Consider the following 12,203-nt stretch of genomic DNA (forward strand, 5'->3'; position numbering starts at 1 on the left):
ATGCTGAATTTCATTGACACTGTTGGCGAGGCCGTGGCCGGGATCAAGGACGGCTCCACCGTGATGATCGGGGGGTTCGGCAACGCCGGGCAGCCGTTCGAGCTGATCGACGCGCTGATGGACTGCGGCGCCACGGACCTGACCGTCGTCAACAACAACGCCGGCCAGGGGGACCAGGGCCTGGCGCTGCTCATCAAGGAGGGCCGGGTGAAGAAGATGATCTGCTCCTTCCCGCGGCAGTCCGACTCCTGGCACTTCGACGCCAAGTACAAGGCGGGGCAGATTGAGCTGGAGCTGGTGCCGCAGGGCAACCTGGCGGAGCGGATCCGCGCCGCCGGTGCCGGGATCGGCGGGTTCTTCACGCCCACCGGCTACGGCACGATGCTTGCCGAGGGCAAGGAAACCCGCATCATCGACGGCCGGGGCCAGGTGTTCGAGACGCCCATCCACGCCGATGTCGCCCTGATCAAGGCGCTCAAGGCGGACGGCAAGGGCAACCTGGTGTACCGCAAGACCGCCCGGAACTTCGGCCCGATCATGGCCGCCGCCGCGAAGCACACCATCGTGCAGGTTTCCGAAATCGTGCCCACCGGGGCGCTGGACCCGGAAAACGTGGTCACCCCGGGGATTTACGTCAACACCATCGTCCAGGTGGCCGGCAGCGGCGCCACGGCAGAAAAGGTGGCCTGAAATGACCATCCAGTCCAACAAACTGTCCCTCCAGACCTCCGTTACCCCGCTGGGCCGTGACGACCTGGCCCGCCTGGTGGCCCGTGACATCGCCCCGGGCTCGTTCGTGAACCTCGGCATCGGCCAGCCCACCCTGGTGTCCAACTTCCTCACCGAGGAACAGAACATCACGCTCCACACGGAGAACGGGATGCTCGGCATGGGCCCCGAGGCCAAGGGCGAGGAGATCGACGGCGATCTCATCAACGCCGGCAAGATTCCGGTCACCGAACTCCCGGGCGCCTCGTACTTCCACCACGCGGACTCGTTCGCGATGATGCGCGGCGGGCACCTGGATATCTGCGTCCTGGGCGCATTCCAGGTCTCCGTCACCGGCGACCTCGCCAACTGGCACACCGGCGCACCCGGCGCCATCCCGGCCGTCGGCGGGGCCATGGACCTGGCCACCGGCGCCAAGGACGTCTTCGTGATGATGACCCTCCTGACCCGGGAAGGCGCCTCGAAGATCGTGGAAGCCTGCACCTACCCGCTGACCGGCGTCGGCTGCGTCACCCGCGTCTACACGGACAAGGCCGTCTTCCTCACCGGCCCCGAGGGCGTCACCGTCCGCGAAACCTTCGGCTGCACCCTCGAAGAACTCCAGGAACTGGTGCCTGTACCGCTGAAGCCCGCCGCCGCCGTCGGACGTTAAGGAAAGGCGCCGGGGCCTAGGATTGGTAACCATGACCGACGCTGCCCGTCCAGGAACCCCGCAGGCCAGCGACCAGTACGTCCAGTCGCTGGCGCGCGGCCTGGCGGTGATCCGCGCGTTCGGGGCCGAACACCCGGTCATGACGCTCACTGAAGTGGCGGCGCGGACCGGACTGACGCGTGCCACTGCGCGTCGCTTCCTGCACACCCTGGTGGAGCTCGGCTACGTGCGGACGGACGGCAAGACGTTCGCGCTGACGGCCAGGGTCCTGCAGCTGGGCTATGCGTACCTGTCCGGGCTTTCACTGCCGCAGCTGGCGCAACCGCACCTGGAGGAACTGTCCCTGAAACTGGGGGAGTCCACCTCCGCGGCCGTGCTGGACGGCACCGACATCGCCTACATTGCGCGGGTGACCACGCGGCGGATCATGAACATCGGCATCACCGTGGGGACCCGCTTCCCGGCGTATGCCACGTCGATGGGCCGGGTATTGCTGGCGAACCTGCCGCCGGAGGCACTGGCTGCCTACCTTGAAGCAGCGGACCTCAAACCCCTCACGCCGCGTGCGCTGGGAACCGTCCCCGAACTGCTCGCCGTCCTGGATACCGTCCGCGCGCAGGGCTGGTGCGTGCTGGACCAGGAGCTGGAACTCGGGCTCATGTCCGTGGCGGCGCCGGTGTTTGACGGATCCAAGGTGGTGGCGGCGGTGAACGTGTCCCTGCAGGCGCAGTCCGTGGCGGCGCAGCCGGAGCCTGACGCCTACCTGGCCTCCGTGGCGCAGGAAACCGTGGCCACGGCCAAGCTGATTTCGGCGGACCTCACGGCCCGCGGCTGACCTTCCGCCCGAGGAGCCACGTCGGAACCTCCTCCGCCGGCATGGGTCTCTGCCAATGGTAACCCTGGGCGTTCGGCACCCCCAGCCGCCGGAGCTCGGACACCTGCGCTGGAGTTTCGACGCCCTCGGCGATCACATCCAGTCCGTAGCTGCGCGCCGTACCCAGGATCAGTTCGATGAGGGTGGCGCCCTGGGGATTCTCGCCGAGTTCGTCCACGAAGGCCTTGTCGATCTTAAGCACTCGGGCAAAGAGCCAGCGCAGGTAGCTCAGGGACGAGTAGCCGGTCCCGAAATCGTCGATGGAAAGCCGGATCCCCTGCCTGTGGAGCTCCCGCAGCGCCTCCATGGGCAGCTGTGCCTGTTCCATGAGCACGCTTTCCGTGATTTCCAGGCTGATGGAGCCCGGATCGATGCCCGCCTCCCCGACGGCTTGGCGCACCCTCTCCGGGAAGTCCGGGACCGCGAGCTGGCGGACCGAGATGTTCACGCTGATGCCCAGGTTTTCCGCTCCGGGAACGGTCCGGCGCCATGTCGCAGCCTGGCCGAGTGCCCGGCGCAGGATCCACTCGCCGATCGGAACAATCAGCCCGGTCTCCTCCGCAACCGGGATGAACGTCTGCGGGTCGATGGGCCCATGAAGGGCGTGCCGCCAGCGCAGGAGGGCTTCCATGCCCACGGGCTGCTCCGTAGCCAAGTCCACGATGGGCTGGTAGACGACGGTCAGTTCGTTCCGTTCCAGCGCCTGGCGCAGGCCGGACTCAAGGTCCAGCCGCCTGATGCCGCCGTTCTGTGGTTCCAGGTCAAAGATTTCAGCCCGGTCGCCTCCTGCGGCCTTCGCGGCATACATGGCGGTATCGGCGCTGCTAAGCAGCGTTTCGGCGGTATCGCCAGGTTCCGCGCGGGCTATGCCGATGCTGACGTTGAGGTAGATCTTGCGGCCCTGGAGTTCGAAGCCTTCCCGCGTGGCTGCGCGGATCCTTTCTGCCATCCCCAAGGACTGGTCCACGCCCAGGTCTTCGCAAATAACGATGAATTCGTCGCCGCCGAACCGGCCCACGGTGTCCGTGCCGCGGACGTTGGCCCTGATACGTTCGCCCAGCTGGAGGAGGATGCTGTCTCCTGCACCGTGGCCGATTCCGTCGTTCACCAGCTTGAACCGGTCAACGTCCACGAACATCACCACCACCCGTGGGCGACCCCGGTCAAGGAGGCCTTGCAGGACGTTGGCGAGCATGTACCGATTGGGCAGCCCGGTGAGGGCATCGTGGAAGGCCTGGTGTTCCAGGACCTCCTGCGCCCGCTTTTGTCCGGTGATGTCCATGGCAGTGACCAGGAGCCGGGCAGGGCGTCCATCCGGCCCCTCGGCGATCCGGGCTACGCACTGCAGCCAGCGGATTTCTCCGCCCCCGCGGACGATCCTGAATTCGTATTCAGCGTGGCGTTCCCCATTATTGAAGCGGTCGAAAACCGACTCCAGCAGGGCCCGGTCCTGGGGATGAGCGAGGGAGCGGATCTTTTCCCGTGAAGCCTTCTCGCCCGGGCCGAGACCGATCATCCGTGCATACTCCCGGGAATGCCACCACGTTCCCGATCCGTAGTTGTATTCGACCGTTCCCACGTGGGCCAGTTCCTGGGCAGCGAGGAGCCGCTCCCGTTCAGTGTCCGCTTCCATCCGAAGCCGCTTCAGCGCCGTCACGTCGCGGGCAATGACAGACGATCCCACCCGGAACCCGTCCTCATCGTGGACCGGCGAGACCGTCAGGGAAACGTCGATCGGTGACCCGTCCTTGCGCTGCCACCTGGCCTCGATCCCCTGGGTGTGGCTGTTGCGGTCGAAAAAGGCCAGGACGCCGTTGCCGGCCCCATCCTCCGCAGAGCCGGTCATCAGCCTGTGATCTCTCCCCGTCGCCTCGACCGCCGTCCAGCCGAACATCCGGGCGGCCCCAGTATTCCAGCTGGTGACCTTCCCCTTCAGGTCTGTACCGATGATGGCGTCTCCTGAGGATTCCACCAGCGCCGCCATTCGACGGAGGACCGCTTCCCGGTGCTTGCGTTGTGAGATGTCCTTGGAAATGATCACCAGCGACCAGTCGCCCGGCAGGCCGTCGTCGAGCATGGAAATGGTGGCGTGGATGGGGAAGCCGTGCCCGTCGCGGTGCCTGACCCAGCACTCGCCGGACCACTCCAGTCCGGACCGCACCATGGCGGCAATTTCCGCGGTCCGGGCATCGGTGCGGTCGATAATGCCCAAGTCGTTGATGCCGGCCCCCAGGACTTCGTCGGCCGGAAAGCCGTAAAGGCGCTCCGACGCCGGATTCCAGTAGCAAATTCGGTACCCGGCATCCAGCGCTATGACCGACTGCCCGATTTTCTCCAGCAGCCGGGCCTGACGCAGCAGGTCGTCATGGCTTTGTGCCATCCGGCATTTCCTCCCCCACGAGCTGGCCGCCCCGGGCGACGGCGCGTTGGTAGTACGTTACTCCCGGCAAGGGGCGGGGAGCCATAGACTCTAGCCAACCGCGTGCTGCAGTGGCGCCGCCCGCGGATCTTGTGCCGGATGCAGCAGGACATGTGCAGCAGGAAGGGAGTCGCGGGTGAAACTGGGCATACCGCGGGAACGCACGGACGGGGAACGGCGCGTCGCCGCCACTCCGGAGACGGTTAAGCAGCTGGCCGGGCTGGGCCTGGACGTCGTCGTCGAGGCCGGCGCGGGCGAGTTCGCCGGGCATCCGGACCAGGACTACCGCCAGGCCGGCGCGGAGGTGGTCGACGAACTGGAGCCGGGCGCCCTGGACATCCTGGCCCACGTCCGCCCGCTGGATCCGGGCGAAGCCGCCGCGCTGAAACCGGGCGCCGTGACGGTAGGCCTCGCGTCGCCGTCGTCCTCGCTTCCCACGGTGCAGGCGCTCGCGGACGCCGGCGCCACGTCCTTCGCGCTGGAGCTGGTACCGCGCATTTCCCGGGCGCAGTCGATGGACGCGCTCAGCTCCCAGGCGCTGGTGGCCGGCTACCGCTGCGTCCTTGAGGCGGCGATCCGCCTGCCCCGCTTCTTCCCGCTCTACATGACCGCCGCCGGCACGGTTCCCCCGGCGCGGGTCCTGGTCCTCGGCGCCGGGGTGGCCGGCCTCCAGGCGATCGGCACGGCCAAACGGCTGGGCGCCCGAGTCTTCGCCAACGACATCCGGCCCGCCTCCGCCGACGAGGTCGCGTCCATGGGCGGCACCTTCATCCGGCTCGACCTGGAGACTGCGGAGGCGGCCGGCGGGTACGCCCGCCAGTTGAGTTCCGACGCCGGCACCCGACAGCGCCAGCTGCTGGCACCGCACGTGGCGCAGTCGGACGTATTGATTACGACGGCGGCAGTCCCCGGCCGCCCGGCGCCCCGCCTCGTGACGCGCGAAATGCTACAGGGCATGCGCCCGGGATCGGTTGTCATCGACCTCGCCGCGGAGTCCGGCGGCAACGTGGAAGGTTCCGTGCCCGGGCAGGACATCCTGGTCCCCACCGCGGACGGCTCCGGCTACGTCACCCTGGTGGGCCTGAAGGACCCGGCGTCGGCCATGGCCTCGGACGCCTCCCGGTTGTATGCCAAGAACGTTGCCAACCTGCTGGCCCTGCTGGTCAGGGATGGCTCGCTAACACTGGATTTCGACGACGACGTGGTAGCTGGCGCGTGTCTTACCCACGGCGGCGCGGTGCGGCACCAGCCCACCGCCGAGCTGTTGGCGCCGCGCCTCGAGACCCGGCAGGAAGGGGTGCAGTGATGGACGGGATGAGCCTGCTGACTATTACGGTCCTGGCGGTCTTTGTGGGTTTTGAGGTGGTGTCCAAGGTCTCCAGCACCCTGCACACACCGTTGATGTCAGGCGCCAACGCCATCCACGGCATCATCCTGGTGGGCGCCATCATCGTGGCCGGCCAGGCAACGGACCTCTGGGTCCTGGGGGTGGCGCTGCTGGCCGTGGTTCTGGCAACAGCCAACCTGGTGGGCGGGTTCGTGGTCACGGACCGGATGCTGCACATGTTCCGGACCAGGCAATCAGCCACACCGAAGGGGGACAGCGAATGAGCATCCTGGACCCGGTGTGGACCTCGCTCCTGTACCTCGTTGCCGCCGTCTTCTTCATCCTGGCGCTGCGGGGCCTCAGCTCGCCGCGTACCGCCCGCCGCGGAAACCTGGTAGGCGCCCTCGGCGCCGTGCTCGGCGTGGTGACGGTGTTCCTGTCCGCCCGGTTGGACAACATTCCGTGGATCCTGGCGGCCATCGCCCTGGGAAGTGCAGTGGCAGCACCCGTTGCGCGCCGGGTGAAGATGACCCAGATGCCCCAGCTTGTTGCGCTGTTCAATGGCGTGGGCGGCGGTGCGGCAGCGCTGGTGGCCCTGCTGGAGCTGGCCCACACGGACAATCCCTGGGTGCGCCTGGCCATCGTCTTCACACTGCTGGTGGGCGCCGTGTCCTTCGCCGGCTCCGGCGTCACGTTCGCCAAGCTGCAGGAACTGATGACCACCCGCCCCGTCGTTTTCCCCGGCCTTCCCGTGGTGATGGCGCTGGTGCTGCTCGCCGCGGTGGGCTCCGCCGTCGGAATCATCATGACGGGATCCCTGGCGCTCGCGGTGGGCCTGCTGCTCCTGGGCCTGGCTGCCGGCGTCCTGCTGGTGCTCCCCGTGGGCGGTGCGGACGTTCCCATTGTCATCTCGCTGCTGAACGCATTCACCGGCCTGGCCGTCGCGGCGTCCGGCGTCGTGCTCGGCAACGTCCTCCTCGTGGTGGCCGGCACGCTGGTGGGCGCCTCGGGTACCATCCTCACCCGGGCCATGGCCGCGGCGATGGGACGCAGCGTTGCGGGCATCCTGTTCGGGGCCTTCCGTGGCGGTTCGACGGCGGGATCCACCGCCGTGAGCGACCGTCCCGTCAGGTCCTCCAGCGCGGAGGATGTTGCGGTGCTGCTGGGTTACGCGCAGCGGGTGATCATCGTGCCGGGGTACGGCCTGGCGGTGGCGCAGGGGCAGCATACGGCGGCGGAACTGGCGCAGGCGCTGGAGGCGCGGGGCATCGAGGTGGACTTTGCCATCCATCCGGTGGCGGGCCGCATGCCCGGGCACATGAACGTGCTGTTGGCCGAGGCCAATGTGCCGTACGAGTCCCTGAAGGAAATGGGGGAGATTAACCCGGCCTTCAAGACCGCGGACGTGGCACTGGTGGTAGGTGCCAACGACGTGGTTAACCCGGCGGCCAAGACGTCTTCCAGCTCGCCGATCTACGGTATGCCCATCCTGGAGGTGGCGGAGGCCCGGCAGGTGGTGTTCCTCAAACGCTCCATGCGGCCGGGCTTCGCCGGAGTCGAGAATGAGCTGCTGTACGAGCCGCAGACGTCCCTGCTCTTCGGGGACGCCAAGGACTCGCTGGCCCAGGTCCTGGGGGCGGTCAAGGCACTGTAGGCTGGCGCCATGACTGCCACGAACTCCACATCGCCCCGGCGCGCTGCCATCATCGTCAATCCGGCCAAGCCGGTGGACATCGACGTGCGCGGGCTGGTGGCCAAGCACTGTGTGGAGAACGGGTGGGGCGAGGCCATCTGGTTGGAGACCACCAAGGAGGATCCGGGTGTCGGCCAGGCCAAGGAGGCGCTGGCCCAGGGGGCGGACCTGGTGATTGCTGCCGGCGGTGACGGCACCGTGCGGTGCGTGGCCGAGGTACTCGCCGGCGGGGACACCCCGATGGGCCTGCTTCCGCTGGGCACCGGCAACCTGCTGGCCCGGAACCTGGGCATGGATGTGACGGATTACGACGGCGCCATGGCCGGCGCGCTGACCGGCACCGAACGTAAAATCGACGTCGTCCGGGCCCGTCGCAGCGACCCGGACCAGGAACAGATGTTCCTGGTGATGGCAGGCGTGGGGTACGACGCCACGATCATGGCGGACACCAACGAGGACCTCAAGGACAAGGTGGGCTGGCTGGCCTACGTCGATGCGGGGATCCGTAACCTGCCAGGCAAGCCGGTGAAGGCGGCCGTGGTCATCGACGGCAGGACCGTGGTGCGGCGGGGAGTCCGCAGCGTGATGGTGGGCAACTGTGGCAAGGTCCAGGGCGGCCTGGAGATCTTCCCGGATGCCAAGATCGACGACGGCCTGCTGGATGTCGCTGTCCTCGCCCCCCACAACGGCAAACTGGGCTGGCTGTCCGTGCTGGCCGGGATCATGGGCAAGGGACGCAACCGCGACACGTCCGTGGAGTACTTCCAGGGCAAGTCCGTGGAAATCACCCTTGAACACAACGACGACTATCAGTTGGACGGGGACCACGAGGGGGAAGGTAAGCACGTCCTGATGACCATGGACCCCGGCGCGCTGACCCTCCGCATGTAGCCGGTACCGGCGCGCCGTGGCGAATTCACCCTCCGGCGACTCAGTGGTGGACAGGATCGTACGACTCATCTCCGCCCCCCATGCGCTACGGCAACCTCTTCCTGGCCGGGGACGCCGCCCACACTGTTCCGCCCACCGGCGCCAAGGGCCTGAACCTCGCCATCCACGACGTCAAGGTCCTGTTCGAGGGACTCGACAGCCACTACCACGCCGGCTCCGGCCGCCTCCTGGAGACTTATAGCGACCGGGCCCTGGAGCGGGTCTGGAAGGCGCAGCAGTTCTCCTACTGGATGACCACCATGCTGCACACTCCGGCCGACGCGGATGACTTTTCCCGCGCCCGACAGCTGGGAGAGCTGCACTCGGTGGTGTCCTCCCGCCACGGCAGGGCCTACCTTGCCGAGGCCTACACCGGTTGGCCGGGCGCCCAGTAAACGGGTTGGCTTAAGCCATGGCCGTGTGTGCCGCGCTGTGGCAGTCGATGCTCTTGGCGTAGCAGGCGGAGTGTTCCATGCCGATATAGGGTCCGAAGTTGGGTACGGGGTCAAAGCCGGAGCTGGCGTAGAAGTTGCGCCCGTCCGGCTGGGCAGACCCGGCCTCGGCCAAGATGCGCGTGATGCCCTGCCGGAACGCCTCTGCCTCCAGCGCTGCCAGGATGGAGCCGGCAACACCTGAGCCGCGGGTGTAGGGCACCACGTAGAGCCGCTTGATCTCCGCCGTCGCCTGATCCAGCAGCCGGAGTCCGCCGCAGCCCACGGGCTGTCCGGAGCCTTTGTCGTAAGCCACCAGGAAGACTGCACAGTCGGCGGCCGACGGCGGCGTGCCGGCTTCGTGGTCAGGGGTGCCGAAGCGGGCGTCCAGTTCCGCCTGCTGTGCCCTGCGCAGATCCGCGCCCACCGGGTTGGCCCAGGCCACCTGCCGGATGTTGAGTCTGGGGTTTGTCTGCATGGGGCCTCGATTCGCCGAAGGGGTATGCATCCCAAGGCTAAGAGGGGCCGGTTACGCGGGTGTTACTGGGTCGTAAGCGATGGGATAACAGGCCGGGCAGCCCGAACTGTCGCTCGGAAGTGGCCGCGAGTCAAGTTTCTCGGTGGCCTAGTTATCAGGTGGCCTAAGATGTTCTGCATGGCTGCATCGGTGAATGAAGGTTCGGGGTACTGGTACGGGCAGGGCGGGCAACTGGACAACAGTGCCGCGATCCTGAAGTCCCTGCGTGATTACCGGAGCGCCGAAACGGCCGTGCGACGGTCCACCCGCGACTCCATGGGCATGGGCGAAACCGACATCCTGGCCCTCCGCTACCTGCTTCGGGCCCAGGCGTCCGGACGGTCCGTGGTCCCCAAGGACCTTAGCCGGTTCCTTGGCATCACCAGCGCCTCCACCACTTCGCTGATTGACCGGCTGGTGGCCAGCGGCCACGTCCGGCGTGAGGCACACCCCACCGACCGTCGCTCGGTAGTGGTGGTCCCCACGGTGGAATCGGACAAGGAAGTGCGGGTCACGCTGGGTGCCATGCACCGCCGCATGATGGCCGTTGCCGAGAGCCTTAGCGCTGATGAAGCTCGAGTGGTGGTGGACTTCCTCCGCCGCATGACCAAGGCCCTGGAAGAAGTTTCCGAGGAGAAGTAGCTAGGCGGACTAGCTAGTGCGACTAGTAATATGTATGCTTACGATCAGTCCTGAGTTTACATCCAGATGGAGTCGTGAGCATTTTGGTTACCTTCGCAGAGTTTTCACCGTCGAATTCTTTCGCCGGCATGCCAACGACAGACGCCGGCCCCATGCACTGCGGCGAGCCCATGGAACTGGTGGTTCCGGCCGTCGGACCGCAGGCCGTGGAATACAGCTTCGAACCGGAAGATGGCGTGCCCGTCCACCTTCCCCCGGTGTGGCGCTGCAGCTGCGGCTTTCAGCTGGACGCTGGGGCCGCCGCGCCTGAGTCGCTGCTGCAGCCCGCGTCCCCCTACGAATCCGCACTCTGCGCGTGAGCACCCCGACTCTCGCCATGCCCGGCAGCCCTGCCGCGCCCAGCAGCCCCGCTGCGCCGGCCACCTCCCCTGCCCCCATCGGCAGGCACGCCGGCGGGCAGGCGAACGACGCCATCCTCGCAGGCCGCTATGAATTGCGGGAACGCGTGGGCCGGGGTTCTGCCGCCGAGGTCTACCGAGCCGTGGACCTGACCGGGGGACCGGATGCTGCCGTGAAGATCGCGGTGGCGGTCGAGCCCAAGCACCGCAACGTGATCCTGAACGAAGCGGCGGTGCTTGCCACCCTGGACCACCCCTCCATCATCCGCTTCATCGCCTCCGGAACCACCCCGGAGCCCGGCACCCACGCCGGCCGCCCCTACCTGGTGGAAGAGCTTGCGCTCGGCGAGAACCTGTCCCGGGTCGTGTCGCGGGGGCGCTGCCCGGAAGCAGAGCTGGCGGCCTGGGCGTACTGCCTGTTCGAGGCGCTCGCCCACCTGCACTCCCACGGGCTGGTCCACAGGGACATCAAGCCCTCCAATCTGATGCTCAGCGGACTTCGCCGCAGTCCTGTCCGGATCATCGACTTCGGCATCACCGCCCGTGCGGGAGCCTCCCCGGAACCCGGCATCTCCTCCGGGACCGTGCACTACATGAGCCCGGAACAGGCCTCCGGCGGCGCGGCGCAGACCTCGTGGGACATCTACTCCATGGGCCTGGTGCTCCTGGAACTGCACACCGGCGACAAGGCCTTCCCGGGAACTGCCGTGGAGTCGCTCGTGGCACGGACTTTCCGCAGCCCCCACGTCCCCGATTCGCTGGGTCCGGAGTGGCAGTCATTCCTCCGTTCCCTGACGGCCATGGACAGCGCGGAACGGCCGACGGCGGAACAGGCCGCTGCGATGGCCGCGCGCCTTATGCGTCGCTAGGGCCGTGCACCGCGCCCTGCCGGGTCCTCGGCGGTGGGGTCGGCCAGTGCGAGTCCGCCGACGGGACTGCCATCCCAATGAATGAGCTTCCAGCCGCTGTCAGGGTCACCTTCGAGTGCCACGATTCCGGTGTTGGCCAGAATGTGCCGGGCGGCGAATTCGTGGTCCACGTCCCTGGCCCGGCTACCGGCCCACGTGCGGATGGCCGCACCGTGGCTGACCACGGCGGCCGCGGCATCCTCCCGGTCCGCCGCGCGTTCGGCCACCTGCGCAATGGCGGCATCGAAGCGGCCAAAGAACTCGTGGCCGTCCGGCCCGGCAGGCATCCTGCGGTCGAGTTCGCCGGCGGCCCAGGAAAACACGGTTCCCAGGTAGCGGCGGATGGATTCATGGTCCGTCAGCATTTCCAGGGCGCCCGCTTCAATCTCCTGCACGCCCTCCAGTACCTCAACGTCCAGATTGTGCAGCCGGCCCAGCGGGGCAGCGGTCATCCGCGTCCGGACCAGCGTGGAGGAGTAGAGGGCACCAATCGGCTCGTGCGCCAGGGAACGCGCCATCGCCTCGGCCTGCCGCACGCCGAGCTCGGTCAGTCCGGGGCCGGGATGGGCGGTGTCCAGCTGGCCCAGGACATTGCCGGGGGTCTGGCCGTGCCGGATGAGGAGGAGCTTCATCCTCCCAGTTTCGCACCCGGCCTGCCCAAACTTCGCCGCGTCAACACGAAG

The 12,203-nt window shown here is 67.6% G+C and carries 13 protein-coding genes and 1 pseudogene; 11 read left to right on the forward strand and 3 right to left on the reverse strand.

Annotated features, from left to right (window positions below; genetic code table 11):
- Genes ACIQC0_RS11320 through ACIQC0_RS11330 form a run of 3 tightly spaced genes read left to right on the forward strand, consistent with a single transcriptional unit; the run spans position 1 to position 2,216 of the window.
- Complete coding sequence (locus ACIQC0_RS11320; protein WP_400534981.1) at positions 1-690, forward strand: 3-oxoacid CoA-transferase subunit A; 690 nt, start codon at positions 1-3, stop codon at positions 688-690.
- Position 691: 1 nt separating this feature from the next.
- Positions 692-1,381 carry a 3-oxoacid CoA-transferase subunit B gene (locus ACIQC0_RS11325; protein ID WP_400534983.1) on the forward strand — a complete coding sequence of 230 codons (690 nt, stop codon included), beginning with the start codon at positions 692-694 and terminating at the stop codon, positions 1,379-1,381.
- A 31-nt stretch (positions 1,382-1,412) separates the two neighbouring features.
- Entirely contained in the window at positions 1,413-2,216 is an 804-nt protein-coding gene (locus ACIQC0_RS11330; RefSeq protein ID WP_377216282.1) for an IclR family transcriptional regulator C-terminal domain-containing protein, read from the forward strand.
- On the opposite strand, the gene ACIQC0_RS11335 is transcribed toward ACIQC0_RS11330, so the two are convergent.
- Positions 2,200-4,635: an EAL domain-containing protein gene (locus ACIQC0_RS11335; RefSeq protein ID WP_400534985.1), complete on the reverse strand. Its 2,436-nt coding sequence runs from the start codon at positions 4,633-4,635 to the stop codon at positions 2,200-2,202. The two genes, ACIQC0_RS11330 and ACIQC0_RS11335, sit on opposite strands and share 17 nt — an antisense overlap.
- Positions 4,636-4,810: 175 nt before the next feature.
- Between ACIQC0_RS11335 and ACIQC0_RS11340 the strand changes: the two genes are divergently transcribed.
- From ACIQC0_RS11340 to ACIQC0_RS11360, 5 genes and pseudogenes are all read left to right on the forward strand, one after another.
- A complete protein-coding gene (locus ACIQC0_RS11340) occupies positions 4,811-5,980 on the forward strand; it encodes a Re/Si-specific NAD(P)(+) transhydrogenase subunit alpha (protein ID WP_400534987.1) in 1,170 nt (389 codons plus the stop codon).
- Complete coding sequence (locus tag ACIQC0_RS11345; RefSeq protein ID WP_400534989.1) at positions 5,980-6,285, forward strand: NAD(P) transhydrogenase subunit alpha; 306 nt, start codon at positions 5,980-5,982, stop codon at positions 6,283-6,285. The genes ACIQC0_RS11340 and ACIQC0_RS11345 overlap by 1 nt, the downstream gene beginning before the upstream one ends.
- Positions 6,282-7,655: an NAD(P)(+) transhydrogenase (Re/Si-specific) subunit beta gene (locus ACIQC0_RS11350; RefSeq protein ID WP_400534991.1), complete on the forward strand. Its 1,374-nt coding sequence runs from the start codon at positions 6,282-6,284 to the stop codon at positions 7,653-7,655. The genes ACIQC0_RS11345 and ACIQC0_RS11350 overlap by 4 nt, the downstream gene beginning before the upstream one ends.
- Before the next feature lie 9 nt (positions 7,656-7,664).
- Positions 7,665-8,585: a diacylglycerol/lipid kinase family protein gene (locus tag ACIQC0_RS11355; RefSeq protein ID WP_400534993.1), complete on the forward strand. Its 921-nt coding sequence runs from the start codon at positions 7,665-7,667 to the stop codon at positions 8,583-8,585.
- 77 nt (positions 8,586-8,662) lie between these two features.
- Positions 8,663-9,019 (forward strand): annotated as a pseudogene (locus ACIQC0_RS11360) (FAD-dependent monooxygenase); the annotation flags it as partial.
- A gap of 10 nt (positions 9,020-9,029) precedes the next feature.
- Here the strand turns inward: ACIQC0_RS11360 and ACIQC0_RS11365 are convergent.
- Positions 9,030-9,533 (reverse strand): GNAT family N-acetyltransferase, encoded by a 504-nt coding sequence (locus ACIQC0_RS11365; RefSeq protein ID WP_400534995.1) that lies wholly within the window; start codon positions 9,531-9,533, stop codon positions 9,030-9,032.
- Positions 9,534-9,710: 177 nt separating this feature from the next.
- On the opposite strand from ACIQC0_RS11365, the gene ACIQC0_RS11370 reads away from it, so the two are divergent.
- The 3 genes from ACIQC0_RS11370 (at position 9,711) to ACIQC0_RS11380 (ending at position 11,481) form a co-directional block, all read left to right on the forward strand.
- Complete coding sequence (locus ACIQC0_RS11370; RefSeq protein WP_377216273.1) at positions 9,711-10,214, forward strand: MarR family winged helix-turn-helix transcriptional regulator; 504 nt, start codon at positions 9,711-9,713, stop codon at positions 10,212-10,214.
- Positions 10,215-10,288: 74 nt separating this feature from the next.
- Positions 10,289-10,573 (forward strand): hypothetical protein, encoded by a 285-nt coding sequence (locus ACIQC0_RS11375; protein WP_377216272.1) that lies wholly within the window; start codon positions 10,289-10,291, stop codon positions 10,571-10,573.
- Complete coding sequence (locus tag ACIQC0_RS11380; RefSeq protein ID WP_400534998.1) at positions 10,570-11,481, forward strand: serine/threonine-protein kinase; 912 nt, start codon at positions 10,570-10,572, stop codon at positions 11,479-11,481. Before ACIQC0_RS11375 ends, ACIQC0_RS11380 begins: the two co-directional genes overlap by 4 nt.
- Here the strand turns inward: ACIQC0_RS11380 and ACIQC0_RS11385 are convergent.
- Complete coding sequence (locus tag ACIQC0_RS11385) at positions 11,478-12,152, reverse strand: histidine phosphatase family protein (protein ID WP_400535000.1); 675 nt, start codon at positions 12,150-12,152, stop codon at positions 11,478-11,480. The two genes, ACIQC0_RS11380 and ACIQC0_RS11385, sit on opposite strands and share 4 nt — an antisense overlap.
- Positions 12,153-12,203 lie beyond the last annotated feature (51 nt).

It is taken from the genome of Pseudarthrobacter sp. NPDC092419 (genome assembly GCF_044755045.1).
Lineage (GTDB): Bacteria > Actinomycetota > Actinomycetes > Actinomycetales > Micrococcaceae > Arthrobacter.

What these genes read in the sequence shown, in the direction of transcription:
- ACIQC0_RS11320 (WP_400534981.1), top strand. Translation starts at nt 1, where the DNA reads ATGCTGAATTTCATTGACACTGTTGGCGAGGCCGTGGCCGGGATCAAG.
- ACIQC0_RS11325 (WP_400534983.1), top strand. Translation starts at nt 692, where the DNA reads ATGACCATCCAGTCCAACAAACTGTCCCTCCAGACCTCCGTTACCCCG.
- ACIQC0_RS11330 (WP_377216282.1), top strand. Translation starts at nt 1,413, where the DNA reads ATGACCGACGCTGCCCGTCCAGGAACCCCGCAGGCCAGCGACCAGTAC.
- ACIQC0_RS11335 (WP_400534985.1), bottom strand. Translation starts at nt 4,635, where the DNA reads ATGGCACAAAGCCATGACGACCTGCTGCGTCAGGCCCGGCTGCTGGAG.
- ACIQC0_RS11345 (WP_400534989.1), top strand. Translation starts at nt 5,980, where the DNA reads ATGGACGGGATGAGCCTGCTGACTATTACGGTCCTGGCGGTCTTTGTG.
- ACIQC0_RS11350 (WP_400534991.1), top strand. Translation starts at nt 6,282, where the DNA reads ATGAGCATCCTGGACCCGGTGTGGACCTCGCTCCTGTACCTCGTTGCC.
- ACIQC0_RS11355 (WP_400534993.1), top strand. Translation starts at nt 7,665, where the DNA reads ATGACTGCCACGAACTCCACATCGCCCCGGCGCGCTGCCATCATCGTC.
- ACIQC0_RS11365 (WP_400534995.1), bottom strand. Translation starts at nt 9,533, where the DNA reads ATGCAGACAAACCCCAGACTCAACATCCGGCAGGTGGCCTGGGCCAAC.
- ACIQC0_RS11370 (WP_377216273.1), top strand. Translation starts at nt 9,711, where the DNA reads ATGGCTGCATCGGTGAATGAAGGTTCGGGGTACTGGTACGGGCAGGGC.
- ACIQC0_RS11385 (WP_400535000.1), bottom strand. Translation starts at nt 12,152, where the DNA reads ATGAAGCTCCTCCTCATCCGGCACGGCCAGACCCCCGGCAATGTCCTG.